The 25,129-nt window shown below is 43.2% G+C and carries 23 protein-coding genes; 7 read left to right on the forward strand and 16 right to left on the reverse strand.

Annotation, left to right across the window (positions count from 1 at the left end; translation table 11 throughout):
• Positions 1–27: 27 nt before the first annotated feature.
• On the reverse strand, positions 28–1,776 hold the full coding sequence (locus GTQ38_RS14145; RefSeq protein ID WP_161436196.1) for a tetratricopeptide repeat protein: 1,749 nt from the start codon (positions 1,774–1,776) through the stop codon (positions 28–30).
• Complete coding sequence (locus GTQ38_RS14150; protein ID WP_161436197.1) at positions 1,773–3,665, reverse strand: tetratricopeptide repeat protein; 1,893 nt, start codon at positions 3,663–3,665, stop codon at positions 1,773–1,775. The genes GTQ38_RS14145 and GTQ38_RS14150 overlap by 4 nt, the downstream gene beginning before the upstream one ends.
• Positions 3,666–3,968: 303 nt before the next feature.
• Here GTQ38_RS14150 and GTQ38_RS14155 point away from each other — a divergent pair, with 303 nt between their 5' ends.
• Positions 3,969–5,195, forward strand: coding sequence for a kelch repeat-containing protein (locus GTQ38_RS14155; RefSeq protein ID WP_161436198.1), 1,227 nt, complete (start codon positions 3,969–3,971; stop codon positions 5,193–5,195).
• A 76-nt stretch (positions 5,196–5,271) separates the two neighbouring features.
• Here the strand turns inward: GTQ38_RS14155 and GTQ38_RS14160 are convergent, their stop codons facing one another.
• From GTQ38_RS14160 to GTQ38_RS14190, 7 genes are read right to left on the reverse strand one after another with little or no spacing between them, the layout of a single operon-like run.
• The gene (locus GTQ38_RS14160) at positions 5,272–5,646 is read right to left on the reverse strand and encodes a hypothetical protein (protein ID WP_161436199.1); all 375 of its coding nucleotides are present in this window, start codon (positions 5,644–5,646) and stop codon (positions 5,272–5,274) included.
• Between the two features lie 15 nt (positions 5,647–5,661).
• The gene (locus GTQ38_RS14165) at positions 5,662–6,624 is read right to left on the reverse strand and encodes a hypothetical protein (protein ID WP_161436200.1); all 963 of its coding nucleotides are present in this window, start codon (positions 6,622–6,624) and stop codon (positions 5,662–5,664) included.
• An 11-nt stretch (positions 6,625–6,635) separates the two neighbouring features.
• Positions 6,636–7,607 carry a cadherin repeat domain-containing protein gene (locus GTQ38_RS14170; protein WP_161436201.1) on the reverse strand — a complete coding sequence of 324 codons (972 nt, stop codon included), beginning with the start codon at positions 7,605–7,607 and terminating at the stop codon, positions 6,636–6,638.
• Between the two features lie 26 nt (positions 7,608–7,633).
• On the reverse strand, positions 7,634–8,593 hold the full coding sequence (locus tag GTQ38_RS14175) for a cadherin repeat domain-containing protein (RefSeq protein ID WP_161436202.1): 960 nt from the start codon (positions 8,591–8,593) through the stop codon (positions 7,634–7,636).
• Positions 8,594–8,612: 19 nt separating this feature from the next.
• Complete coding sequence (locus GTQ38_RS14180; protein ID WP_161436203.1) at positions 8,613–9,566, reverse strand: cadherin repeat domain-containing protein; 954 nt, start codon at positions 9,564–9,566, stop codon at positions 8,613–8,615.
• Positions 9,567–9,584: 18 nt separating this feature from the next.
• On the reverse strand, positions 9,585–10,520 hold the full coding sequence (locus tag GTQ38_RS14185) for a cadherin repeat domain-containing protein (protein WP_161436204.1): 936 nt from the start codon (positions 10,518–10,520) through the stop codon (positions 9,585–9,587).
• Between the two features lie 11 nt (positions 10,521–10,531).
• A complete protein-coding gene (locus tag GTQ38_RS14190; RefSeq protein ID WP_161436205.1) occupies positions 10,532–11,482 on the reverse strand; it encodes a cadherin repeat domain-containing protein in 951 nt (316 codons plus the stop codon).
• 783 nt (positions 11,483–12,265) lie between these two features.
• Here GTQ38_RS14190 and GTQ38_RS14195 point away from each other — a divergent pair.
• Complete coding sequence (locus GTQ38_RS14195; protein WP_161436206.1) at positions 12,266–12,634, forward strand: hypothetical protein; 369 nt, start codon at positions 12,266–12,268, stop codon at positions 12,632–12,634.
• A 208-nt stretch (positions 12,635–12,842) separates the two neighbouring features.
• On the opposite strand, the gene GTQ38_RS14200 is transcribed toward GTQ38_RS14195, so the two are convergent.
• A complete protein-coding gene (locus tag GTQ38_RS14200) occupies positions 12,843–15,014 on the reverse strand; it encodes an endonuclease MutS2 (protein ID WP_161436207.1) in 2,172 nt (723 codons plus the stop codon).
• A 218-nt stretch (positions 15,015–15,232) separates the two neighbouring features.
• Here GTQ38_RS14200 and GTQ38_RS14205 point away from each other — a divergent pair, with 218 nt between their 5' ends.
• Together GTQ38_RS14205 and GTQ38_RS14210 are read left to right on the forward strand one after the other, a co-directional pair.
• Entirely contained in the window at positions 15,233–16,291 is a 1,059-nt protein-coding gene (locus GTQ38_RS14205) for a DUF6340 family protein (protein WP_161436208.1), read from the forward strand.
• A gap of 73 nt (positions 16,292–16,364) precedes the next feature.
• Positions 16,365–17,030, forward strand: coding sequence for a uracil-DNA glycosylase (locus tag GTQ38_RS14210; RefSeq protein ID WP_161436209.1), 666 nt, complete (start codon positions 16,365–16,367; stop codon positions 17,028–17,030).
• On the opposite strand, the gene GTQ38_RS14215 is transcribed toward GTQ38_RS14210, so the two are convergent.
• The 6 genes from GTQ38_RS14215 to GTQ38_RS14240 all read right to left on the reverse strand — a co-directional run bounded on the left by GTQ38_RS14215 (position 17,017) and on the right by GTQ38_RS14240 (position 21,645).
• Positions 17,017–17,871 carry a substrate-binding domain-containing protein gene (locus GTQ38_RS14215; protein ID WP_161436210.1) on the reverse strand — a complete coding sequence of 285 codons (855 nt, stop codon included), beginning with the start codon at positions 17,869–17,871 and terminating at the stop codon, positions 17,017–17,019. The genes GTQ38_RS14210 and GTQ38_RS14215 overlap by 14 nt on opposite strands.
• A 28-nt stretch (positions 17,872–17,899) precedes the next feature.
• A complete protein-coding gene (locus GTQ38_RS14220; RefSeq protein ID WP_161436211.1) occupies positions 17,900–18,766 on the reverse strand; it encodes a nucleoside phosphorylase in 867 nt (288 codons plus the stop codon).
• A gap of 6 nt (positions 18,767–18,772) precedes the next feature.
• Positions 18,773–19,705 (reverse strand): DUF1835 domain-containing protein, encoded by a 933-nt coding sequence (locus tag GTQ38_RS14225; protein ID WP_161436212.1) that lies wholly within the window; start codon positions 19,703–19,705, stop codon positions 18,773–18,775.
• 120 nt (positions 19,706–19,825) lie between these two features.
• On the reverse strand, positions 19,826–20,152 hold the full coding sequence (locus GTQ38_RS14230) for a translation initiation factor (protein ID WP_161436213.1): 327 nt from the start codon (positions 20,150–20,152) through the stop codon (positions 19,826–19,828).
• 12 nt (positions 20,153–20,164) lie between these two features.
• Positions 20,165–20,692 carry a hypothetical protein gene (locus tag GTQ38_RS14235; protein ID WP_161436214.1) on the reverse strand — a complete coding sequence of 176 codons (528 nt, stop codon included), beginning with the start codon at positions 20,690–20,692 and terminating at the stop codon, positions 20,165–20,167.
• Positions 20,693–20,694: 2 nt separating this feature from the next.
• Positions 20,695–21,645, reverse strand: coding sequence for an isopenicillin N synthase family dioxygenase (locus GTQ38_RS14240; protein ID WP_161436388.1), 951 nt, complete (start codon positions 21,643–21,645; stop codon positions 20,695–20,697).
• Positions 21,646–21,768: 123 nt separating this feature from the next.
• Here GTQ38_RS14240 and GTQ38_RS14245 point away from each other — a divergent pair, with 123 nt between their 5' ends.
• The 3 genes from GTQ38_RS14245 to GTQ38_RS14255 all read left to right on the forward strand — a co-directional run bounded on the left by GTQ38_RS14245 (position 21,769) and on the right by GTQ38_RS14255 (position 25,063).
• Entirely contained in the window at positions 21,769–23,745 is a 1,977-nt protein-coding gene (locus GTQ38_RS14245; protein WP_161436215.1) for an alpha-ketoacid dehydrogenase subunit alpha/beta, read from the forward strand.
• A 139-nt stretch (positions 23,746–23,884) separates the two neighbouring features.
• Positions 23,885–24,367: a lipocalin family protein gene (locus tag GTQ38_RS14250; protein ID WP_161436216.1), complete on the forward strand. Its 483-nt coding sequence runs from the start codon at positions 23,885–23,887 to the stop codon at positions 24,365–24,367.
• Between the two features lie 3 nt (positions 24,368–24,370).
• Entirely contained in the window at positions 24,371–25,063 is a 693-nt protein-coding gene (locus tag GTQ38_RS14255) for an OmpA family protein (protein ID WP_161436217.1), read from the forward strand.
• Positions 25,064–25,129 lie beyond the last annotated feature (66 nt).

Genomic DNA, 25,129 nt, shown 5'->3' on the forward strand with positions numbered 1-25,129 from the left:
TACGACCCAAAACGCTGAAAACCTTATCTACAAAGTATTAAGAAAAGTGGTTAGGTCCGTGTCCTTAGACAGGCCTAATTTCTTTTTCAAACGGTATTTGGATTTGAGAATACTGTCTGGCATTACATTCATCGTGGCCGCAATCTCCTTGGTGGTCAGATTCATTCTTAAAAATGCCGCCAGCCGGATCTCTTTCTCTGAAATATCCGAAGAGAGTGTTTTAAGCTTCTGATCGAAATCGTTATGCACTTCAGCGAAATAGGTTTTAAAGGTTTCCCAATCCTTGTCCGAGGCGTTTTCTTTTTTGAGTAACATTACGATCCTTCTGAACTCTACTTTGAAACGATCAGGGTCGTTCTTAATATTTTGAAGGTTTTCCATAAGTTCCTGGATAAAGGTGTTCTTCTGAACCAGGTGTAAGGTCTGACTGGTCAGCTCCTTTTTCTTATGTTCGATCTCATTTCTGTAGATCTCTTCCTGCTTTTCTCTTGCGATACGATTCTTTTTTATGCGCTGCCGGAAACCGAACACCAGCAGTCCGGACAAGGCCAGGGCAGAGGCCATACCGCCCGCGTATAGCCCTTTGGTCAATTGATCAACCTTGGCTTTTTCATTTAATGTTTTGATCTCTTCTTCCTGCAAGGCGATGGCCGCTTCTTTTTTCTCAGACTGGTAACGCGCCTCCAGATCATTTATCTGTTCGATTTTTTCTTTTTCGAAAATTGAATCATATTTCTCAAAATGCACGGCCCTATTCCTGTAGGCCTCTTTATAATTCCCCAAAGCCGCATAGGCCTCGGCGATGTTTAGGTGATCTCCGACATTTCTGACCATGGTTCCGGTCTTTTTCGAAATGTCCTGAGCCTTTAAAAAATATTGTAGGGCTAACTCATGTCTGCCTTCTTTCATGCTAACCTTCCCCAGGTTACGGGTTGTCAGACCCACCATCTGCGGTTCACCATATTTTCTTGAAAGCTCTAGGGATTTTATGTAATATGATTTGGCTTTACTAATACTATCCATTTGAAAGTAGAGCGCACCTACGGAATTTAAGTTTTTTGCCAGGGCAGGGTAGTCTTTTTGTTCTTCCCAATGCGCTAACACCATATTATAGTATTTCAAAGCCTTATCATATTGCTCGCTATTTTTATAATTTGCAGCGAGATTACCCCTTACGAGATTCAAACCCCAGGTCAATCCATTTTCCTGGCACAGTTTTTCCGCTTTTTCGTAGTATTCTGTTGAGAGTTCAAGATTTCCCAGCTCCCATTGCAGTACACCTATATTGACTAAAGAGGCGGCGATATCCGAAGCCCCCAGACCCAGTTCCTCTTTCAGTTTAAGGGAGCGTAAATGCGTTTGAGCGGCCGCTTCTAACTTTCCCAGATACTTTTGGACGATTCCCAAATTATTCAGTACTGCACTTAAAGGCTTTTTTTGGTTTAATTCCTCATATAATTGTATCGACTTTGTATATGATTTTTCAGAAGCATAATAATCTGATTGGTAATAAAAATAAACGCCTTCACTTCTCAACGCTTTCGCTATAAAAGAGCTGTTTTTACTATCGTGAGCGGCGGTCAACAAAGTATCCAGATATTTTTTTGCGACCTCAGGCTGTTTACGAACCAGCATATTGAAAATGCTGTTGTAAGAATTCATTTTTACTGTGTCGCTCTGCTTCGGCAGCAAGAGTTGGATGCTATCTATTTTTGCTTGATCCTGCGACCATCCAAAACCCGTAAATAACAGCACTACAAGGTAGATTCTTTTCATAATGTATTGAGATATTCGTTAAGGTCTTGTTCTTTAGGTAGCCCCAGTTTTTTCTTCAATCGATATTTCGATTTAAGTATACTATCTGGCATAACGTTGAGGGTAGCAGCAATCTCTTTGGTGGTCAAATTCATTCTTAAAAAGGCCGCCAGCCTGATCTCCTTCTCGGAAATGTCCGAAGAGAGTGTTTTTAGTTTCTGATCAAAGTCGTTATGGACTTCAGCGAAATAGGTTTTAAAAGTTTCCCAATCCTTGTCCGAAGCATTTTCCTTTTTAAGTAGCATAACAATCCTTCGGAACTCCACCTTAAAACGATCAGGATCGTTCTTAATGTTTTGAAGGTTTTCCATAAGTTCCTGAATAAAGGTGTTTTTCTGTACCAGATGTAAGGTCTGGCTCGCAAGCTCTTTCTTTTTGTGCTCAATTTCCTTTTTATATAGCTCCTCTTGCTTTTCCCTGGCAATGCGGTTCTTTTTTATACGCTGGCGGAAACCAAAAACCAATAGTCCGGACAGGGCCAGGGCGGAAGCCATTCCTCCGGCATACATTCCCTTAGTTAGCTGATCAACCTTTGCTTTTTCATTTAAAGTATTTATTTCTTCTTCCTGAAGTGCGAGTGCTGCCTCTTTGCGTTCCGTCTCGTATTTGATTTGGAGTTCGGCAACTCGATTAGCATTTTCAGTGTTGAAAATACTGTCATTCAATTGCTTAAAACTTTTGAATGAAACTAATGCTTTATCTGTGTCACCAAGTTGAGATAAGGCCCTGGATTGCAATTTATGGGCTTTGCTTTTTAAGGATAGGCCAATCTCGGCATCTGTATTCGCCAGTACTTCTTCTATAGCTTCATATGCCTTTTTAGTTTGATTTTGTTCCAAATAGAGCTCAGCCAGCCAAAGCTGTACTTCGGATCTTTTCCTGCCGTTTGCTATGGAATCCGCAATGAATCTAGATCTTAATAATGAAGACTCAGCAGCTTTGTACCGACCTTGATAAAAGTACAGAGCACCTTGATTCAGGTAGGCAAAGGATTCATTAGAAGGAGTTTTCATTTCTTTGGCGATAGATATGCTTCCCTTTAAGAGGGATTCAGCTTCTGCCTGCATCTCTGGTTTTCTTAAAAGAAGCACGGCCAGGTTTGTCATAGCAAAGCCCTGGAAGTGCTTATCGTTTTTCCTTTTATATAACTCAATTGCACTTCTGTAATAGGGTATGGCTGAAGTACTGTCCCTCATTCTTGAATAACTCAGGGCTATCGATGATTGCGCATCACTCCAACGAAGGGAGTCTTTTACCGTTTCAAAGATTTTTGCGGCAGAAATGGAATTTTCCAACGCCAACTGATAATACCCCTGAGCTCCCCGTATGATTGCAATTGAATGATGAGCGCTACCCACACCCGAACTGTCATTTACAGCGCTAAAGTGTTGTTTGGCTCTTTCGGTGAAGTACAAGGCACTGTCTAGCTGCCCCAGCTTTTCATAATTCATGGAGATATTTAATTCCATAGCGGCTGTAGTTGCCGTTTCTCCTTGTTGTTCACTAAGTTTCAGAGTCTTTTTGTAATAGGTGTTGGATTTATCCAGATCGTCGTAATAGTGATAGGCAATTCCTTTGCGTTGATACCCCGTGGCCAGTATTGCAATATTGTCTAAGTCTTCTCCCAGGGCTATGATCGAATCGCTAAAGGTTAAGGCCTTTTCAATATCGTTATTAATATGTGCCCTCCAAAGATTGACGAGTATAGGGGTTCTCGAAGAGTCTCTTGGAGCAGACCCCAGTACTTGAAGCAGACTGTCAATTTGTTCCTGATTGGATGCGTACTGAGCGCTGGCGGTCATAAAACAGCCCGAACTGATGAATAAGGCTACAAGAGTTAGTTTTTTCATAAAGCTGGTTTGGTTTACCCAAGATAGTCAATATCCCTCTGCAAGGAAACCCTTACACCTTGGCTTGCAATGGCTGAGGCTATAAGCTGTCCATGTCTATACACTTTGTTTCTCTCATAAATGAATTATTAAATATCATAGAATCAGCAATTTAAGCTGTATTTAAAGGAACCGGGATTTTTTCATGTCCATGCGACTTTGGTATGTGTTCCAGAGGTCTTGTCCATACTTTGTCCATGGACAAAACTAGCCAGGGATATCATCTGCCCTTAATTTTGAAAAGTAACCCACAAAACGTTTAATATGAAAACAAGGCTATTAATATTAGGGACTACATTGGCATTTTTATCAATTGCCTGTAGTAAAGAGGAAAACCTGGATGCTTTCAATCTACTCAGTATAGAAAACAATGCCACCAGTGTACCAAGACAACCCCAATTTTCCTGGGAAAGCCCATCGGAAGCTATGCAGGGGAATATCAGTTACGATCTCTATCTGGATCAAAACCCCAACCCGACCACGTTGGTGGCATCCGAACTATCTGAAACGACTTATACCCTGGCGGCCGCAGATAGATTGAATTTGCTAACTGATTACTATTGGAAGGTGGTGGCCAGAACCGATAATGGAGCAAAATCGGAAAGCAGTGTGTTTGGGTTTACCACCCGTGATCTTCAAGGGGCTGCACTAATTGGAGACGGAGGCTATAGCGGTAATTATTCTCGGGTACATGTTGAGCTTTTTAAAAACCAATTTTGGATGGCCACAGCTAATGAAGTCTGGTTTAGCGAAGTGGGAAATACTTGGGAAATGGTCCGTACTTTTCCTGATGATAGTTTTTGGGATTATACATTTACCAGTCATAACGGCAAGTTATGGCTTATAGGTGGAGGGATTACAAATCAGGTATGGAACAGTGAAGATGGTCTGACCTGGACAAATCTTAGTGCCAGTGCACCATCTGAATTTATAGAAAGAGGCGGACATAGTTCAGTGTCCTTTGATGGCAGGTTATGGATCTTTGGTGGTGTGGGTACTGATGGCCTGACTTTGGAGGATGCCTGGTACAGCAGCGATGGTGTTAATTGGACGGAAGCACAAATACAGTCCGGTTTTGGAAGAAGAGCTGATCATGCCTCCATAGTGTTTAATGGAGAAATTTGGATCAGCGGGGGAATAAGTGGCACTTTTGGCATCGAGACTGTTGCCCTTAACAGTATATACCACAGTTCTGACGGAATTAGCTGGGAGTCTGTATCGAATGTACCTATACAAAATTCATATGGTCAGGCTTTGGCGGAATATGAAGATAAACTATGGATCTTGGGAGGGAGTGACATCGTAGGGAATGATTTATCAGATATTTGGAATTCTACGGATGGCCTGGAATGGAATAAAACCCCTAATGAAAATGGCAGTATATTTTCATCACGAAGAAATCTTGCGGCCAAGTCTTTTAAAGGGAGTTTATACATCCTAGGAGGGCAGTCAGGTCCTGAGACGCTTACTGATGTTCGTATAGCAAATTGATATGCAAATCAGAATACGAATTAAAAAGAGGCCGCAATTTGCGGCCTCTATAGCTAACTAAACTAATTATTGGAGACTACTGTTTTACGAATCTGATTTCGAATGATTCCTCTGTAGTAAATATTATTTCGATATCAGTTATACGTCCTTTTAGGCCTTCAACTTCATAATCAATAAAAATGCTGTCATTCACAATTTCATAAATTCCGGTCCAGTCAATTTGAATTTCCTGTTCCGGTCTTTTTGTGGACCCCTGAACCTGGGTTTGAGATAGAAATTCTAAAAGTGCGTATTCCACATCCGTACCTGGAAATACTGAGCTTCTCCAGGTGGTCCCTGTCAGGTTTTCAGGGCCAGCCGTGTTCTGAGAGTTATCCTCATCCTTTGAACATGAGAGTATAAGCAGTATGGATATTAAACCTACTATTTTACCTATTGATTTATTCATCATTTCTTTTTTTAATTGTTAGTCCCACTGTTTTACCGTAGTGGCGAGACCCTGGTATTTGAAGGATTTTTGGTTGCGGACAAAGCCATCCAGTTCAGTGACATTTCCGGTGCCATAGTAATACTCTTCAGTAATGAGCTGTGAGTTGGTCCAGACGTAGGTGTCCTTATACATACCCAGGAAACCTTCCCTGGCAATAGGATTGTCATTTCCTTTTAGTAGAAAGAAGGCGTCGTCAAATGTATGTAAGGGCAGGGGAGGTCCAAAATCTTCATACCCCTGGTCTATTGCATCAGTTGAGATCTTGAGTTGCGAATCATCAATGTTAATTTTGGTCACATGAGGATTAAACGAATATTTAAATGCGAACAGATAAGCTCCTTCAGGTATAGTAGCACCATTGTTATTGGCTATAGTAAAACTTCCTTGATGTAATTCGTCAGGTAGATCCGGAAAACTCTGATCATACTGTTCTTTCGTAGTTCCGCATGCGGCGATTTCCACCAGATTTTCGGCCAGGGTTTCATACTCTACCTCTGTAACCTTGATCCATTCTCCCGCAGCGGCTAGTTCGTAAAGCCCTTGACTGGTTGTCAAAAAGTGCAGAATATCATCCTTATTTTCCAGACGTACCCTTAATTCGAATTCTCTATTCTCGCCATTCAATTGATAGGAAATGACTGCCGTTATGAGCGGATTGGTTTCAAAATCAAATATTAAAGGGTTGTTTACACTGATAATGCCGGAAACAGCATCAATAGCAAAAGCATCCTTATGTGATTCAATGGCCAGGGAAAAATCACCGGCGCCTTGGATCCGGTTAGAAAGCGTATCGATTGCTACCCCTAACGCTGGATTTTCATCCAAAAGAACTTCGCCACTTGTTTCTACCATTACCGGCATGCTATCATCTTCTCCGCCACATGAGATTGCTACAAGGGTCACTGCAAAAAACAAGTACACTTTAAATCCGGTTTTCATGAACGTTTCCATTAGTCCCACTGTTTTATAGAAGTGCTTAGCCCTTGATAGAGGCATATGCGCTGCACTATGTTGAAATTGTTTCCAATAGTTCCGGTATTGCCCTGAACAAAATAGTGCTCTCCCGGAGCATTTCCTCTGACATCATAGGCAAGGCCAGACTGTGAATACATTCCCAGATACCCGGTACTGGTTGTTGGATCGTTACTTCCTTTAAGCACAAAACTCTGTTCTCCCCGGCCACCTGTTGGAAGGCTGTTGCCTAGATCTTCATAACCTTCCGTCAAAGAGGTACCAGAAACTTTTACCCTATTTCCGTTGGTGTTACTTGCATCTGACCAAAATTTAAATGCGTAGACATAATTGTCCACAGGGATGGGTGCGGCATCGTTGGCAACGGTAAAATCATCGTAAGTGTCAAAAACCTCTACCACAACACCGGCCTCGTACAGATTCTCAGTTGTGCCGGACCTATTCGTACCACTGATCTCTATAGAGAGCGTAAGATATTCATCACTGGTAATGGGCACCCAATCCCCCGGACTGGCGGCTAAATAGGCCTCTTTTGAACCTTTAAGAAAATAGGCAATGTCATCAATATTATTAATGTCTACCTGCAGGGACAAGACTTCGGATTCGGTACCATTGGTAACTGTGATTTCTCCCGTGATCTCAGTATTCGTTTCATAGTCGAAAGCAAAAGGGTTGGCTGCGGTCAACTGGCCTGATGTCTCGTTTAAAATGAAGGCATCATTCACGGAGACCTTAGTCAAGGTAAAGTTCAAATCTCCGGAGAGTTTGGATTCTGCCGTGACTATAAAATCTCCTGATCTCGGGTATTCATCTATTTGTGCCGCTACATTGGCATTGTTGATAGGGCCTTCCGGAGAATCCTCGTTGTCATCTTTGCTACAAGAGGTTAAAGCAACGGATGCCGCTAGTAGTATTGACAGTATTTTGTTATTTGATTTTTTTGTTTTCATAATGATTTCTTTTTCTGAGTTGTTGATTAGTCCCACTGTTTCTGGGTGGATATCAAGGCTTCATATTGCAGATTGAAACGTACTTCTTGTGAATTATCAGGGGGATTGATCTGAGAGAGATTGCCTTCTCCCATATAGGCACCGGTGCCATCCCAATAGGCAACGGGAGCTGTTGAATAAAATCCAATATAACCGGGCCCGCTTGTTGAGGCGGGAGTATTGTTTCCTTTCAATACAAAATAGGAGACGTCCCCCAGCCTGTGAAAGGGTAGTGGATTTCCAAGATCTGTCAAAGGATTCAATGGATTGCCATCTGCTTGCTTGACTTGATGCCCAGGTATCCAACCGAAGCCTGTGCCATTCATGTATTTAAAAGCAAAAATGTACCCATTGTTCACTACCTGATGCCTTTCTTCATGGCGTACAGATGTAAAACCAGCTGCCGTATAGCTATAATTCAAGGTAGAGCTAAAGGCATAACTGCTTCTTCCGGGACCAACAAAGGAGACCTTATTGAGCCCTGCTTCTAAGGCATCGTATTCTTCTTGTGTAATTTCAATCCAATTGCCGGCATCAGCCTCAAGGTAAGTTTGTTTAGAGGCGCTAAGGAAATGGAAGATGTCATCCATATTATCGAGATTGACAGTTACTCTTGCCGTTTCGTCCTTAATTCCGTCAGAAACGAAGGCGGTAAGGGTCAATTCCGGATTTGTCTCAAAATCAAAAAGGGAAGCTTCATTTACCCGAATTTCCCCGGTATTTGCATTGAGTAAAAAGGCATTTTCCGGGCTTTGGTTGACAATGCTGAATTCCAATCCTTCGGTATTTCCTGGTACCAGGGAGGCAATCAACTGCCCATCTGATGGGTTTTCCTCCAGGGATACCTGTAGGTCTGCAACGCTGAAACCTTGCTTGGAGTCCTTGCTGCAAGAGGTCGCTGCCAAAATCAGTAGCAAAACGATCTTTAAGTAATAAGGTGTTTTCATAGTTATAACTGTTTTGTGATTATTTCCATTGTTTTATGGGCGTACTCAAGCCTTGGTAGGTGCATACGGTATTGGCTTGTCGTATAACCATATTATCTCCACCCAGGATGTTGGTGTCACCAGATCTGAAAATGTGATTTACTGTACTCTGTTGAAAGAATGGATCCCAGGCTATACTTTTATCCGAGTACATCGCCAAATAGGTATCATTGGTGTAGTTGGTATCATTGCCTTTTAGTATAAAATAGACTTCATCTGCTCCATGATTCGGAAGTACAGATCCAAAATCTTGATATCCGGAAGTCACTGATGTTTCCGAAATCTTCACCTTGGCGGCATTTACCTCAGTCGCTCCGGATATATATTTAAAAGCAAAGAGGTATTCTCCTTTGGGCAACAGATTACCAAAATTGGCCACCGTCCTATTTGAATGATATTCGAAAGAATTGGCCCTGGCAGCTCCGTTGTAATCATCCTCGCTGGAACCTACCAAATTGATACTGTTGATTATTGTAAAGAGACTATCGTACTCTTTTTTGGAGATTTCCAACCACTCCCCGGCCATTGCGCTCTGGTAGTCTGATTTTGAATCAGACAAGACAAATTCAATATCATCGATGTCATCAATAGAGACCTCTATTGGGATGGATTCGGTATCAGTTCCGTTTGAAGCGTTCACCAAAGCGGTAATGGTCTCGTTGATTTCAAAATCAAAGGCCAGGGAGTTCCCAACGGTCAATGATCCGGATTCCTGATTTATGGCAAATGCCCCGTTGACCGATTCGGATTGTATGGAATAGGTGGTTGTTCCTGATAAGTTTGATGTCAAAACTGCTACCGTTGTTCCGCTGGCAGGATATTCATCAAGACTTATCGCTATGTCATTGCTGCTTTCATCAGTAGAGTCTTTACTACAGGCGCCGATTAAAAAGAGCAGTGGCAAAAGGACCCCTAAATAATTAAATGCTTTCATTTTATTTCCGTATTGTGATTATTTCCATTGTTTGATCATAGTACTAAGCCCCTGGTAGCGAACTATAAAGTTTTGATAGGATTGGGACATCGTACTACTATCACCAAAAACAAAAAAGAAACGGGTATCGAGGCCCTCTGTTCTGATCCATCGGATCCTGTTTTCATTGTAGAAACCCAGGTAACCCTCCTTCTCGAAGGCAGTGTTATTGCCCTTTAGTAAAAAGAAATTTTCGCCTTCCCCATGGGAGGGAAATAGTGGGCCAAAATCCTCATAACCCCGCCAGATATCCTCAGTGAATTTCAACTTGGCGCGTTCCGATAGTGGTGATGCATTGTCATATTTAAAAGCAAAGACCAATCCTCCTTCCGGAATTTTCGCCCCGTCAAGGGCAAAGGTGAAATCAGTACTTGAAGTGATGGTTTCGCCTTCGGCATTATATTCTTCCTGATTAGTTCCTATTCGGGTGACTTGAATTAGCGCTGTGGCCAGGGTCTCATATTCATTTTCAGTGATAGAGATCCATTCACCATTTTCTGCATTTCTATAAGTTTCTTTGGAATCGGTGAGGTAGAATTCAATTTCATCGATATCGTTCAGTGTGATCTCCAGCTTGAAGTCATCACTTGAAACGTCGTTGTTTACGGTCATGGAAGCCGTCAGTATTGGATTGATTTCATAATCAAACAGCGTGGAGTCCTGTACTGTAATTTCACCCGTTTGCCCATTAATGGACATGGCGTTCGCTGGATTTTGACTGACTATTTTAAAGACCGCATTTTCAAGATTATTGCCTTCAACACGACCCAGGGAGGTTCCATCGAAAGGATGTTCGTCTATGCTTATAGAAAAGTCATTTGCCTCGACTGTGGATGGAGTAGGTGAGTTACCTTCTTTTGAACAAGATCCGAATAGAGTCAAACCAACAATCAATATGTATGCTATTTTTTTCATGCGATTTTTTTTTAGTCCCATTGGATAATTTCAGTGCTTAGGCCTTGATAGCGGCCAACAGCATTTAAAACAGGAGGAAAGTCATTGAGGATTTCTGAGTTATCGACACCATACAACACTTCCGAATCCAAGGTTGGATCAATAACCACCAAACCGCTTTTTGGGGAATACATTCCTAATCGCAATTCCCGAAGTGCAGGGTCGCTGCCGCCTTTGAGCACAAAGAACTGGTTGCCCTTGCCATGTGGAGGTAATACAGCTGGCAAAGATGCATAGGCCGGGGAAACGTCGGCTAAAGAAACCTTAATATTGACGCCTTCAACCTCGTCAGCGGTGGAAAAATATTTAAAAGCAAAAAGGCGATGACCCTCTGGAATGTTGTACTCATTGAAGTTTGCGTAGGTCGCGTCAAACGTATCAAACGAAGTAGTGCCTTCCAGCTGATATTGAGCTTCAGTCGTCCCGCTTTTGACTACCCCGGCGATACGAGCAGCCAGAAGATCGTATTCTTCTTCGGTTATTGCTATCCAATCGCCATAAGCGGCTTGCAGGTATGCTTCTCGAGAAGATCCCAAAAAGAAGACCATGTCATCAGCATCGATGAGGGTAACTTTAAGGTTAACCATAGTACTGCCCTCTGTGTTGGCGATTTGAATGCTTGCCGTAAGCTCAGGGTAAATCTCATAATTGAACAATAGCTCATCTGAGATGATCAGTTCACCGGTAGCAGCGTTTATATCTAAAGCGTTTTCGGGATCTTGACTTACAATCGTAAAAACATAATTGCCTTGCAGGTTTTCTTTGATCTTTCCAATGATCGTTCCCCTCGCAGGATTTTCTTCAATAGTTATGGTCTGATCTGCGAATGAATCATCCAAACCATTTGAATCCTTCGCACAAGACATGAGAAAAGTTAAAAGGCATATTGTCGATATCAGGAGATTGATTCTAAAATTTTCCATCGTTTTGTGAGTTTTGATGAATGCTGTTTTGTGTTCCTTACCCAGTTTGGATCTTTGACCCGTCCCCGGGTAAGAATTCACAAAACGGTTATCAAAATTGATGGGGTAAAATTAGAGGTGATAAATGTGAAGAGCTAAAATCAGGTATGGACAAACTCTGGACAGCTTACAAGCTCCTATATTATTAAATGGATAAACATTGATGTATTTAAACATCTAATAATAAGATAGTTATATCCATTTTTGTTTAAATTTTCGACTGATTTTTGGCTGTTATTTCTCAAAAAAAGTTTAGACTGGAGACCTGGATGGACCGGACAACGGCCCTTTGGTGATAAAAATCGAGATTCAATAAAAGGCAGAGATTTTTATTGGATCCAGCACTAGAATTATAGCCTCAATCAGGTGGAATTAGGCAAAATTGCCACCCCCGACTAATTCAATGATGAATACTTTTGAGTATGTTGACTCAGGACTGCGGCTCTGTTTCCTATACCTTTTTTTGTACATAAACTGATTCCGTAAGGGACTGTGCAATCCTGGTTTTTACAAATCAAAAAAAGGCTTGTCTATAAAAAGAATACTTCATGATGGCGGGTGTAGTGGATTAAACCTTTGATATTGTTATGATTATAGGTTTTTGAATTATGCACCTTAACAGGTTTGTCCATAGCACTTTCGCTAAGCATCGCTCAAATCTGTCCATACTTTGTCCATATACAGAATTATGGACAAGCATTTTTCTCATCTAAGTTTGAGGAGTTGAACCAAAAAAACAGAAAAATGAAAAAACTGATCTTTTTTCCCATACTTATTTTAGCAATTTTAAATACATCTTGTTCAGAAGATGAGATTGATTCCAGTTTAGCGGGGAATTGGAGCGGAACCTATACGGGAGATGATAGGGGAGCATGGACCGTCAACGTAAATTCTTCAGGGGTGGTTACAGGGGTGGCAACATCAAGCAGGAATTCTGAAACTTACGCCATCAATGGAACGGTTGCGGAAAATGGTATGTTGTCAGCAACTTTGGGCACGACCACAGAAGGTGGGGAGTTTGTCGGACAATTAAGAGAGGATAATGAAGCTATAGGTACCTGGTCAAACGCAGGGGCGAATGCGAGTGGTTCCTGGAACGGCGAAAGACAATAGCTGTGCGATGATAAGAGCTCGAAATGGTATTTAGGTCTAAGTTCTCATCTTGAATTCCAATTTCATATAGCTTAAAATACAGTCGGCCGCTAGGTTGGGATCAACGACCGGATGCCGGCTGTTATTTTTGCAAGCTTTTTACAGTCAAAACACTTATCTTGAACTTAGGGGAGGAGAGGGCGTAGCCCCACTGAACTAAACGGAATGCTTATTTCTTTGCGGCTTCTACCAATTCTAATTGATCTACGCTGACATTCGTGGTAAAAAGTCCGTAATTAACAATAGCCTTGTTCTTTTCCAAACTGTCTATGCTCCCAACTGCCTTGCCATCAGACAAGCGTACCCGGTCACCCACCTTAAAGACCGGCCTGGGCTTCGGAACGGGAGATTTTTGGGACTTCTTCTCCGCTTTTTTCTTTTGGCGGATAACCTTTACCTCTTTTTCAACCTCCTGATTAACGGCAGCCTTTCTTTGACGATCTTCCTTGAATTCTTTGGCCGACTTCTTTTTGCGTTTGCTGTTCTCTGTTTCCACAATTCGTAGCAATTCAGATATTAAAGGCCGCTTTTTCTTGTCCTGGAAATATCGTTCGGCTACGGTATTCACCTTATTTCCCAGGTAGATCATCCGCTGATTATGGTCGTATAATTCCTGGTAGTTCTCCAGTTTGGCTTTGATTCTGGCGTTTAGTTCTTCCAGTCTTTTAGCCTCATCCCTGGCTTTGGATTCCTCTTCCTGTAAACGAGAACCTGTCTTCGCCATCTTGTTGCGCTCCTTTTGCAGCTTGGCAATGGTGGCATCAAAACGGACCTTACCGCGTTCTACCTTCTTTTTTGCTTTGTTGATCAGGCTATAGGGAATACCATTTTTCTGGGCCACCTCAAATGTAAAGGAACTTCCGGGTTGACCCATTTCCAGTTGAAAAGTAGGTTGCAAGGTTTTGGAATCAAAAAGCATATTGGCGTTGGAGGCATGAGGAAGCTCATCCGCTAAGGCTTTGAGATTTGCGTAGTGCGTGGTAATTACTCCAAACGCCCCTCTTTCGTAAAAGACCTCCAGAAAGGCCTCCGCGAGCGCACCCCCTAACTCCGGATCACTGCCTGTGCCAAATTCGTCGATAAGGAAGAGGGTATTTTCTTTACACTTCTTTAAAAAGCCATTCATGTTCTTTAAGCGGTAACTATAAGTACTTAAATGGTTTTCTATGGATTGATTATCCCCAATGTCCGTCAGAATTTGATCAAAGAAACAAACTGAACTCCTTTCATGAACGGGGATTAGAAGCCCGGATTGAAGCATTACTTGAAGTAGTCCTATGGTCTTCAAAGTGATACTCTTCCCCCCGGCGTTCGGTCCGGAGATGACGATTATCCGGTTTTCCTGGTCCAGTTGCACCGTTTGCGGCCAGGTCTTTTGATCGCTCAGTTTATTGGTAAGAAATAGCAATGGATGATAGGCATCGCGAAGGTAGAGCCTGCTCTCGTTGTTGATTTGAGGAAGAATGGCGTCCATCTCTGAGGCGTAGCGGGCCTTTGCCGCTGTTAGATCAATATGGGCCAGGAAGTACTGGTATTGATCCAATAGCGCCATATAAGGCCTTATAGCTGCCGTGAGCTCGTTTAGAATACGTTGTATCTCCTCTTTTTCATCGTATTCCAGATTGCTTAATTGTCTACTGTATTTAAAGGTCGCCTCGGGTTCCATATAGACTATGCTACCGGATTTGCTTGCCCCCAATACAGTACCCCTTACTTTTTTGCGGTACATGGCCTTTACGGCAAGTACCCGGCGGTTTTCCACCACGGATTCACGGATATCATCCAAATATTCGGAGGCCTGATATGAAGAAAGGGCTGAGGCGAAACTCTGGTTGATCTTTCCCCTTACCTGATTGATCTCTATGCGGATTTGTTTTAACTGGGTAGATGCATCGTCCCTAATCTCCCCGAATCGATCTATAACCGCTTCAATGAGCTGTGGGATCTCCTTGTTAGCTTCCAATTCCTCTGAATATTCAAAAAGTAAAGGATAGTACTCTTTGAATTTCTTAAAAAAGGTTTTGTGGGCCAGCACAGTACTGCAAATGGCGGCAATTCTTCGGAATCCGCTTATCTCCAGGGTGGTGTTTTCAACCTTTAACAATCTTAACTCACCGTTTATACTGTCAAAATAGTGATTTGGGATACGGTTTTCGTTGGTGTAGGAAGCCAGGTACTCGAAGGTTCGCCCCAGCAATGTGCGCAAAAAGGCTTGATCCTTCTCCGGTGCCACCAATTGTGCCTTTTCCTTACCCAATTCGGTATGGCAACGGTTGGCCAGGTGGTCTCTGACCGCCGGGAATTCTAGGTCCTGCAACATTTTTTTTACTACCTCGCTCATAAAAACCGGAATGCTTGCAAAGGTATGCAATAGACCCAATACCTGAAATTAAGCTGCAGCAAACCCTAAGTGCTTATTAAATAAAGGCATAAACGAGTTTATTTTGTACAGAAATTCGCATGAAAGAACAATATTTTGCTCAAATATGTAGTTGTATAGGGCACATGCTGGCAACTGAATTCTTCCCCCTAAACAGAATTTGCTAAAGAGATCGTTTAATGCGAAAGCCATTATTCCACTTTTTAATAGGGATCTTCTGCCTGGGAATTTCATCTTGCGGAACTACGAATCAGGTGGCCATAAATACGCTGGAACCCGCAGCCGTCGAGCTATCTAAAGATATCAGAAGAATAGGTATTGTAAAGACGAAATCGTCTGTACAAAATTTGCGAGACCTCAAAGGACTTGGCAAGGCCATTGCGAATGAAGATGCGTCACTTTCGGAAGTGGGGCAGGAGGCTGCGCTAAATGGTCTGCTGGAAGAGTTAATGGCCGATAGCCGTTTTGATTCGGTAATTCTTCTGAAAAACGAGGCCGATCTTACCTATGGGAATGCCGGGACGCCTTCTGAAGTTTCCTGGACAGCCATTCAGAAACTTTGTGAAACTCATAAGTTGGACGCCATTTTTTCACTGGCTTACTACCAGACGAATACCCAGTACTCGCTCAAGAAAACGAAAATGGCGAGAGCAGACATGATACGCCGGGAAGCAGAGGTAAAGGGCCACGAGATTAATCTTGAAACACTTATCGAAAACGGATGGCGCATATACGACCCCTTTAGCCGGGAGGTTCTGGACGAGTTTGTATTCAGGGAAGAACTCAAGACCAGTGCCAGGGGAACCAGCCCCTTAAGGGCGCTTATGGCTCTTAACGATCGCAAGGATTCATTGGTTTTCAAAAGCAAAACTGCCGGACACGCCTATGGTGCCCGTTTGCAACCGAATGAACATACGGTTTATCGCAAGTATCACGTCAAAGGTTCGGACAATCTTGCTATGGCTGAGAGTCATATCGCCGATGAGAACTGGGATTCCGCAGTTGCTCTTTGGCAGCGAGACACCAATCATGAAAAAGACAAGGTGCGTGCAATGACTTGCTACAATTTAGCCGTATTCAGTGAACTAACGGGGAATCTTGAAGAAGCCTTAAGCTGGGCCTATAAATCCGATGAGCATCAGCATAGCAAGGAAACCGGGGAATACATAGAAACGCTAAAATTAAGAATAGCAAAAGACCAGCTGGCCCGGAAACAGCTTGCAGAACTGGGGCGCTAATTCCGGATCACGCACTTAAGCATTGCTCAAAGAAATCTAATGCGCTACTTTTACGGGAAAATTTCCCGTCTTCATGAATGTCAATATCCACCCGAGTTGGAAAAATGTCCTTAAAACCGAGTTTAACGAGCCGTATTTCGCCTCACTTGCCGGCTTTGTAAAACAGGAATATTCCAATCATACCTGCTATCCAAAAGGAAAGGAAATATTTTCGGCTTTCGATCATTCGGCTTTTGATGCCACCAAGGTGGTTATTATCGGCCAGGACCCGTATCACGGCCCGAATCAGGCTAACGGACTGTGTTTTTCCGTCAAGGACGGCATAGCACATCCTCCATCTCTCATCAATATTTTTAAAGAAATTCAGCAGGACCTGGGGCTTACATACCCCAAAAGTGGTAATCTTGAGCGCTGGGCGGAACAGGGAGTCCTGCTTCTTAATGCTACACTGACCGTAAGGGCTCACCGTGCAGGAAGTCACCAGAATAAGGGTTGGGAACGTTTTACGGATGCAGTGATCAAAACCCTGTCCCGGGAGAAGGAAGGCTTGATCTTTTTGTTGTGGGGAGGATTTGCCAAACGCAAGGCAAGCCTGATTGATCAGTCCAAACACCACATCCTGCAGTCAGGTCACCCTTCTCCTTTAAGTGCCAATAAAGGCTACTGGTTTGGGAATCGGCATTTTAGCCAAACAAATGAGTTGCTTAAGGGAATGGGGAAGGAACCTATTGCCTGGTAAATAGAATTTCCTGCTGCGGCTTAATGTTATCAATTAACTTTAAGTTATTCAGCGTAGTACTCACTTTATCAATTACTTGAAATTCTATTTGATGCTGACTCCATCGGGTCATGGATAACCATAGCTGGATATCCTCAAGTTGTTGTTCGTAGCGGTTGGCCAGGGTGCGGTCAATGCTGGGGATTTGTTTGAATTCCGACGTATATAGATTTATTACCTCTAAAATATGTTCAAGGGTATTGGCATTTTCCGAGAGGAATTTGTTTGAAGCGGCAACTACAAAACATGGCCAGGGTGTTGGGCAATCGGCAAGCCTTCTAAAAACCCCACGGTCTACCAGGGGTTTTGTGGTGAAGTGTTCCCACATAAAGTAATCTGCCTCTCCCTTGGAAAGTGCTTTAACAGCTCCGTCCAGCGTGTTTACAATGGTAAAGGAGAGTCCACTGGTGTCCCAGTTCTGATTTTGAGCGTGTACATAAGCCATTAGATGGCTTCCGCTGCCCATGCGGCTTATGGCTGCCTTACCGTCCTGCAATTCTTCAATCGAAGTGTACGGGCTTTGCGCATGCACGTGAATTCCCCATTGCAAGGGACTTGCTATGTACTCCTGCACAATTCTAGATGGATTTCCCTGACTAATACTCTTTACGATACCTTCAGTCAGAATTATGGCCAGGTCTGTCTCGTCATCTTCCAGCATGGCGCACATTCTTCCGGTACCTTCCGGAATGTCTGTCCAGGATAGTTCTATTCCCCGGTTCTCGAAGGCGCCCTCCTCAATGGCGAGGTGCCAGGGTAGGTTAAAATGTTCAGGTACACCAACAATGCGAACTTTTACCATAGTAGGATTATTGCTTAACAAAGGATTTCTAACTCAGTTTTTGCAGGGTGTATTGTATTAATTCGTCAATGGATCTTTTTGGATGCAGAGAAAACTTTCCGGAAGCCCGATTGGCAAGGATGCAATTCAAGGAAACTGACCTGTGACCCAATAGGCCACATAAGGCATAGATGGCTGAGGTTTCCATTTCCAGATTGGTAAGCTGCAGGCCTTCATAGCTAAATGTTCCCAGTTTTTCGGCCAGCTGGCTATCTTCCCTTTCCAGTCGCAATTTCCTGCCCTGTGGGCCATAAAAGCCAACGTTAGTCCCCGTAAATCCTAAATGAGTTTCTTCAGAGTTCATTACATCCAGCAAATAATCGTCAGCCCGGACTACATAAGGAATGGACTTAAAAATAGACCAATTCATATGGTCTATAAATGCCAGTTGGATTTCGGGATGCTGCAGATGCTCCCCTTCGTAGAAATGTAAAAGGTTGTCAAAGCCCATGGCATATTCGCTGACGACAAAAGAATCAATAGGGATGGATTCCTGTATGGCGCCGGAAGTTCCTATGCGTATAATATCCAGCTGTGTTTTTTCCTCCTTTACCGTTCTCGTATCGAAATCTATATTGACAAGGGCATCCAGTTCGTTGAGTACAATATCTATATTGTCCGTACCAATGCCAGTGGAAATTACGGACAACCGCCTGCCGTTAAGATAGCCGGTATGTGTTATGAATTCTCGTTTTCCTTTTTGTATTTCGATCTCGTCAAAATACTTTGAAACGGCGGTTACCCTATCGGGATCACCTACGGTTATAATAGTCTCGGCAATATCGCCTGGAAGTAAGTTTAAATGGTAAATACTGTTATCGGCATTCAGGATTAGCTCTGAAGGACCTAACTCCATGAGGTATTAGAGTTTTAGTATTCGGTTAGAATCGGTGTTGTAAAGGTAGCTATACTTAAGTGCTCCGCCCAGGTAGGCCTCAGAATCCCGGATGTCTGAGTAGTAATTGGTCTTGCGCTCCAGGATCTCTTTTCCTTTTTTCGTAAGCCTTACAGGATTAAACGTGGTGAACAGTGGTTTAAGGTTGCTGATAATCCTTTCGTATTGGCTGTCTCCAAAACCGTAGTATCCCTGATTACCAAGCATAGTACCTAATAGCGCCCGTTTAGAACGGGGTTTTTCGGATACGGCCAACTCCAACACGCGGTTTTCAATGGCGTTGAGGCCGTTCTTAATGGTTGGGAAACGATGTAAATGCGCTTGAATGGCTTCGGAAAGGTATTCGAAATTGTAATTTTTGAAATCGGTAAGGTTTTCTAATCGAATCGGGTTATCGCTGCAATACAGCTGCCAGACATAATCCGCGTATTCAATATCATCCTGGCTTAAAACCGTTCGGTTCTCATACAAATCCAACAGCTTTTCATCATCGAGTTCGCTCAATCCATATAGATGGTCCGTATCATCTTCATTTCCACTGCATACCAATGAGATCTCCGCATGTCTGCGATAGGTCTTTAACCAACTGAGCACGGCCAGCATGTTGACCTGGCAAAAAAGATCGTATTCGAACCAAAGAATGATCTGGTCCTGTTGTTTGTGATTACAAAGTGAACGGTACTCCTTTAAAGTCTTTTCAACAAACCATGATTTGCTGACCTTATAATTTTTATGCAGGAATTCAAATCGGGTTTTCCAGAAAGACTCACTTCCTACATTGGTCTCGGTTTTTCCCTCACATAACATCTCCCGCCAGGTGATAATATCACCTTTTAAAGGCAAAGCGCGTAACTTTTCAGTGAAACTGTCGCCGTTTGTAATATGCAGCTGGGAACTCATTTGGTAGTTGTTTAGGTTTTAACTCTTAAAAGTAACATTTAATCGAAAAAAACAAAAAAAATTAACAGAAATCTACGCAACCCATGAGCGGGAAATTCTGTGCTTCTAAAAGCCGCTGTTTCAGCCACCTACACGCTTTACATTAAAACCCAAATCCTTCAACATCGCCATAATTTTATCACGGTAATCCCCCTGGATTATCACTATTTCCTTTTTAAAGCTGCCTCCGACACTCAGATTTTTCTTGATAAGACTGGCCAGTCTTTTGAAATCCTCATCCGCTCCATTGTAACCTTCCAGTATGGTAACCGGCTTCCCCTTTCGTTTTTCGTATTTGCAAATGATAGGTTCTTGCTGAAGCCAAATATCCGCGCCTTCTTTCGGGCTTTCTTCAGGCTCGGGTTGATGGTCCGGGAATAGATTTTTGAGTTGATCCTGTAAGTCCATGCAAAATTTTAATTATTGGGGAAGGAATTCTCCCGGGATAGGGTTAGAAGGGCTTTCCTGGCACCAGTATATGTTGATCACCCACCATCGGTTCCCGTCATTTAGTAGTTGTATACTGTTGATGCCACGCATAAACGGTGTTTCATCGCTTTCACTTCTAAAGGATTCATAAGTACTGAAAACCTGGGTAATATCACCGAAACTTTGGACGGTGCGATGTATTTCCTTTTCGAAAAACCCATTTTCAACCAGCCATTTGCCGGAAGCCTCAATATATCCATCAGGTGTCAGGAAGCGGGCTTTTGCAAGTCCCTCCGAATTCTTGCCGGTAGGGATCAATCGCGCTTCGGGATGAAAAAGATATTTGAATAATTCCCAATTCCTTTCCTCTCCCTTTTCCCCGGAAATGACTGCATAAAGCGTTTGCAAGGTGTTGTCCATTGTACTGACCTTTTCCAGGTATTTATCCGATGGGTCCTGGGCTTTTACACCGGATAGCCCGATTACCACTACTATGGCAATTAATATTAACTTTTTCATAATTAACCTTTTATGAGCCCTAATTCAATCAATCGTTCATGTAAAAATTCTCCGGCCGTGATATCTTCATAAAGCTTTGGATGTTCTTCGTCAATACAGTTTTCCAAGCAGTTCAAAGGCATTTCACTTATCGGATGCATGAAAAATGGAATGCTGTACCTGGAACTACCCCATAATTCTCTTGGAGGGTTAACCACCTGGTGGATGGTGGACTTCAATTTGTTGTTGGAAAGCCTGGACAGCATATCGCCAACATTGATCATCAACTCATCCGGCTGTGCAATGGCGTCTACCCAATCACCTTCGTGATTTTGTACCTGAAGGCCTTTGCCGTGAGCGCCCATAAGCAGTGTGATCAGGTTAATGTCTCCGTGAGCCGCCGCCCGAACAGCGTTCTTTGGCTCTTCCGTTATAGGAGGGTAGTGAATAGGCCGCAAAATAGAATTTCCATTTTTGATGTAGTCGTCAAAATAGGTTTCTTCCAGGTCCAGGTGAAGGGCGAGTGCCCGGAGCACATACCTGGCGGTCTTTTCCAGCATTTTATAAGTCTCCTTGCCTGTATCGTTGAATTCAGGGAGCTCTTTAACCGTCACATTATCAGGATACTCAGCTTCCAGTTCAGGATTGTTTTCAACGTATTGTCCAAAATGCCAAAACTCTTTGAGGTCTCCTTCTTTACGGCCTTTGGCGTGTTCTTTGCCAAAAGAAGTATAACCGCGCTGTCCTCCAATCCCGGCGATCTCATAATTGTCTTTCACTTCCTGAGGGAGTGTAAAGAACTTTTTGATCTCACTGTAAAGGTTGTCGACCAATTCCTGGGAAAGAAAATGCCCCTTAAGAGCAACGAACCCAATATCTTCAAAAGCTTTCCCGATTTCTTTGATGAATTTCTGTTTTTTTTCCGGATCTCCGGAAGTGAACTCTCTTAAGTCCACACTTGGAATTGCACTCATGGTATTTTTCTTGTGATCCTCAAAGTTAGTAAAATCTGCAGTCAAAATGGCTGCGACTTTTGGTAGTTTTGTTGAGATCAATTTCGTTATTTTACCCCTGCAATCTAAAGCTAATTACAGTTCATGCAATTTGAGACCAAAGGCATAGACAATGATCAGCAACTAAAGCTGTACAAGGCTATGTTAATGCCCCGAATGATTGAGGAGAAAATGCTTATCCTTCTCCGTCAGGGTAAGATATCCAAATGGTTTAGCGGTATAGGGCAGGAGGCGATATCCGTTGGTGTGACTACCGCGCTAAAAGCCAGTGAATACATTTTGCCCATGCACAGGAACCTGGGGGTTTTTACGACAAGGCAGGTTCCGCTGAATAGACTTTTTGCCCAATGGCAGGGTAAGGCAAGTGGTTTTACCAAGGGCAGGGACCGCAGCTTTCATTTTGGAATCCAGGACTATAAGATCGTTGGAATGATATCCCACCTGGGACCTCAGCTCGGTGTTGCTGATGGTATTGCTCTTGCGGATCTACTGCGTGACAAAAAGCGTGTAACCGCGGTTTTTACCGGGGAAGGAGCTACCAGCGAAGGTGATTTTCACGAGGCTTTGAATGTAGCGGCGGTATGGGACCTTCCAGTGCTGTTTTGTATTGAGAATAACGGCTACGGACTGTCTACCCCGACATCCGAACAATACCGATGCGAAAAATTATCAGATAAGGGAATAGGATATGGCATAGAAGCGCATACGCTGGATGGGAATAATGTGCTGGAAGTTTTTTCAAAGGTCGATGAGTTATGCGAAAGCATGCGTAAAAACCCCAGGCCGGTCTTACTCGAATTTCAGACGTTTAGAATGCGGGGACATGAAGAAGCCAGCGGCACCAAATACGTTCCGCAGGAACTGCTCTCTGCCTGGGCCGCAAAAGACCCCATCTCAAATTTTGAATCCTTTCTACTGGAGAAGGGCACTCTGACTCCAAAACAGATCAGTAAATTCAAAGAGGAGATACAGGCTGAGATCGATCGCAATTTGCAAATCGCATTTGATGAACCGGCAGTTGATAGTGATTCAAATAAAGAATTAGGTGACGTATTTCAAAAGTTTGAATATGAAGCAGTTAATCACGGAAGTATTGTAAAGAAGATTCGACTGGTGGATGCGGTATCGGAAGGTTTGAGGCAGTCTATGGAAAGGCATAATGAATTGGTGATCATGGGGCAGGATATCGCGGAATACGGCGGGGTGTTCAAGGTGACTGAAGGTTTTACCGAGGCCTTTGGAAAGTCCAGGGTCCGGAATACACCCATATGTGAATCCGCAATAGTTTCAGCGGGAATGGGTCTTTCTATCAATGGTATGAAGGCCGTGGTAGAAATGCAATTCGCGGATTTTGTGAGTAGCGGATTTAACCCTATTGTAAACTACCTGGCCAAATCGCATTACCGCTGGGGTCAGAATGCAGATGTGGTTATCCGAATGCCTTGCGGGGCTGGAGTTGGCGCCGGGCCATTTCATTCCCAGACCAACGAGGCCTGGTTTACTAAAACTCCGGGACTAAAAGTGGTTTATCCGGCTTTTCCCTACGATGCGAAGGGTCTATTGGCAACTGCCATAAATGATCCCAATCCCGTTATGTTTTTTGAACACAAGGCTTTGTACCGCAGTATATATCAGGAAGTTCCCTCGGATTATTACACTTTACCCTTTGGGAAGGCCGCACTTTTGAATGAAGGAAATACCATAAGCATTGTTAGCTACGGGGCAGGGGTGCACTGGGCACTGGATGTATTAAAACAGGATGAGGGAATAGATGCAGATCTGCTGGACCTAAGAACCTTAAATCCTCTGGATATTGAGGCGGTATATAGATCCGTAAAGAAAACCGGAAAACTACTGCTACTTCAGGAGGACAGCCTTTTCGGGGGTATAGCAAGTGATATTGCCTCCTTGGTAGTGGAAAACTGTTTTGAATTTCTGGATGCACCGGTTAAACGGGTTGCCAGCCTGGAAACGCCCATTCCATTCGCTCAGAAACTGGAAGAATTCTACCTTCCAAAAGCGAGGCTTATGGATGCGATAAAAGAGCTTATGCAATATTAATTTTGTATGTGAGTTAATTCCTATATCCTGAAAGAGAGGTGGTTAGTAAGACGATGCTTCAATTTCACTATTTGACACGGAAAAATTAGAACTAAACCTTACGCGGATACGTATATGTAATATTAACAAATTTCGAATTATGAAGAATTCATTTTTATTACTTGGGTTAACCGCCCTTTTGCTCGTTTCATGTTCCATCACCAAATCGGTGCGCGACCAGCGTAACCTGATCAGTGGATCCTGGACCCTGGACGACATTACCTTTGAGAATAACGAAGGCACCTTTAAGGCTGTGCTTTTTAACGATGCCGACGCGATTTGTTTTGAAGGAAGTAACTGGTTTTTCCGTGATAACAACAGCACGGGTCGTTATACGATCAAAGGAGGCAGTCTTTGTTCCGGTGGAGACCGCTTTATTCGTTGGTCTGTGGTGGAAAGGGCCGAGAATTACTCCGGTCAGTTGAAATTCAAATTTATTGATGAGAAACTCAAAGACGTTTCCGGAGGGATCGGATACAGCCTGAATATTGCCCAGCTCACTGCCCAGCAGATGACATTGAAGTCCAATGTCACTGTGGATGGCGAACCAGTAACCATTGTTTATCAATTCTCTAAAATCTAAGATATGAATCGGATAGCTGCTAAATCTATTGCTATGCTTTTAGTGTTCGGCCTCATAGGAGGTTGTAGCACAGTTCAAAATGCCAACAAGAAACAAAAAGGCGCGGTTATCGGCGCTGCCGGAGGAGCCGTAATTGGTGGGGTGATCGGTAATAATGTCGGAAAAGGAAATACTGTACTCGGTGCCATCATCGGAGGAGTTGTCGGAGGAGTTGCCGGTGGATATATTGGCGATCGTATGGATCGACAGGCTGAGAAGATACAGGAAGAAGTTCCTGGAGCCGAGGTGACCAGAGTAGGCGAAGGTATTAACGTGACCTTCAATGAGGATGCCGGAGTGTACTTTGATACCAACAAGTCCAATGTAAAAGGAACGTCTGCCGAAACTTTGCAAAAAATGGCAGGGATCTTCAAAGAATATCCCAAAACGGTAATCCTGGTTGAAGGGCATACGGATAGTGCCGGTCCTGAGGATTACAATATGAACCTCTCCAGGCAACGCGCCGAATCTGTAACCAATTACCTGATAAGCCAGGGTATAAGCGCTAACAGGTTTACCACGAAATGGTATGGGGAGAATCAACCAAAAGCGGACAACAGCACTGCTGAAGGCAAATCTCAAAATCGCAGGGTGGAATTGGGTATCATAGCAAGTGAAGCTTTAAAAGAAGAGGCGAGACAGAATACAAAGAATTAGAAGACACTTTCTATAAAGTTTTCTGGATCCCGGCCTTTTAGGTCGGGATTTTTTATGCCGAAAACC

The organism is Poritiphilus flavus (assembly GCF_009901585.1).
Lineage (GTDB): Bacteria > Bacteroidota > Bacteroidia > Flavobacteriales > Flavobacteriaceae > Poritiphilus > Poritiphilus flavus.

Excerpts from the sequence above, each read along its gene's own strand:
- GTQ38_RS14145 (WP_161436196.1), bottom strand. The coding sequence starts at position 1,776 with ATGAAAAGAATCTACCTTGTAGTGCTGTTATTTACGGGTTTTGGATGG.
- GTQ38_RS14150 (WP_161436197.1), bottom strand. The coding sequence starts at position 3,665 with ATGAAAAAACTAACTCTTGTAGCCTTATTCATCAGTTCGGGCTGTTTT.
- GTQ38_RS14155 (WP_161436198.1), top strand. The coding sequence starts at position 3,969 with ATGAAAACAAGGCTATTAATATTAGGGACTACATTGGCATTTTTATCA.
- GTQ38_RS14160 (WP_161436199.1), bottom strand. The coding sequence starts at position 5,646 with ATGATGAATAAATCAATAGGTAAAATAGTAGGTTTAATATCCATACTG.
- GTQ38_RS14165 (WP_161436200.1), bottom strand. The coding sequence starts at position 6,624 with ATGAAAACCGGATTTAAAGTGTACTTGTTTTTTGCAGTGACCCTTGTA.
- GTQ38_RS14170 (WP_161436201.1), bottom strand. The coding sequence starts at position 7,607 with ATGAAAACAAAAAAATCAAATAACAAAATACTGTCAATACTACTAGCG.
- GTQ38_RS14175 (WP_161436202.1), bottom strand. The coding sequence starts at position 8,593 with ATGAAAACACCTTATTACTTAAAGATCGTTTTGCTACTGATTTTGGCA.
- GTQ38_RS14180 (WP_161436203.1), bottom strand. The coding sequence starts at position 9,566 with ATGAAAGCATTTAATTATTTAGGGGTCCTTTTGCCACTGCTCTTTTTA.
- GTQ38_RS14185 (WP_161436204.1), bottom strand. The coding sequence starts at position 10,520 with ATGAAAAAAATAGCATACATATTGATTGTTGGTTTGACTCTATTCGGA.
- GTQ38_RS14190 (WP_161436205.1), bottom strand. The coding sequence starts at position 11,482 with ATGGAAAATTTTAGAATCAATCTCCTGATATCGACAATATGCCTTTTA.
- GTQ38_RS14195 (WP_161436206.1), top strand. The coding sequence starts at position 12,266 with ATGAAAAAACTGATCTTTTTTCCCATACTTATTTTAGCAATTTTAAAT.
- GTQ38_RS14200 (WP_161436207.1), bottom strand. The coding sequence starts at position 15,014 with ATGAGCGAGGTAGTAAAAAAAATGTTGCAGGACCTAGAATTCCCGGCG.
- GTQ38_RS14205 (WP_161436208.1), top strand. The coding sequence starts at position 15,233 with ATGCGAAAGCCATTATTCCACTTTTTAATAGGGATCTTCTGCCTGGGA.
- GTQ38_RS14210 (WP_161436209.1), top strand. The coding sequence starts at position 16,365 with ATGAATGTCAATATCCACCCGAGTTGGAAAAATGTCCTTAAAACCGAG.
- GTQ38_RS14215 (WP_161436210.1), bottom strand. The coding sequence starts at position 17,871 with ATGGTAAAAGTTCGCATTGTTGGTGTACCTGAACATTTTAACCTACCC.
- GTQ38_RS14220 (WP_161436211.1), bottom strand. The coding sequence starts at position 18,766 with ATGGAGTTAGGTCCTTCAGAGCTAATCCTGAATGCCGATAACAGTATT.
- GTQ38_RS14225 (WP_161436212.1), bottom strand. The coding sequence starts at position 19,705 with ATGAGTTCCCAGCTGCATATTACAAACGGCGACAGTTTCACTGAAAAG.
- GTQ38_RS14230 (WP_161436213.1), bottom strand. The coding sequence starts at position 20,152 with ATGGACTTACAGGATCAACTCAAAAATCTATTCCCGGACCATCAACCC.
- GTQ38_RS14235 (WP_161436214.1), bottom strand. The coding sequence starts at position 20,692 with ATGAAAAAGTTAATATTAATTGCCATAGTAGTGGTAATCGGGCTATCC.
- GTQ38_RS14240 (WP_161436388.1), bottom strand. The coding sequence starts at position 21,645 with ATGAGTGCAATTCCAAGTGTGGACTTAAGAGAGTTCACTTCCGGAGAT.
- GTQ38_RS14245 (WP_161436215.1), top strand. The coding sequence starts at position 21,769 with ATGCAATTTGAGACCAAAGGCATAGACAATGATCAGCAACTAAAGCTG.
- GTQ38_RS14250 (WP_161436216.1), top strand. The coding sequence starts at position 23,885 with ATGAAGAATTCATTTTTATTACTTGGGTTAACCGCCCTTTTGCTCGTT.
- GTQ38_RS14255 (WP_161436217.1), top strand. The coding sequence starts at position 24,371 with ATGAATCGGATAGCTGCTAAATCTATTGCTATGCTTTTAGTGTTCGGC.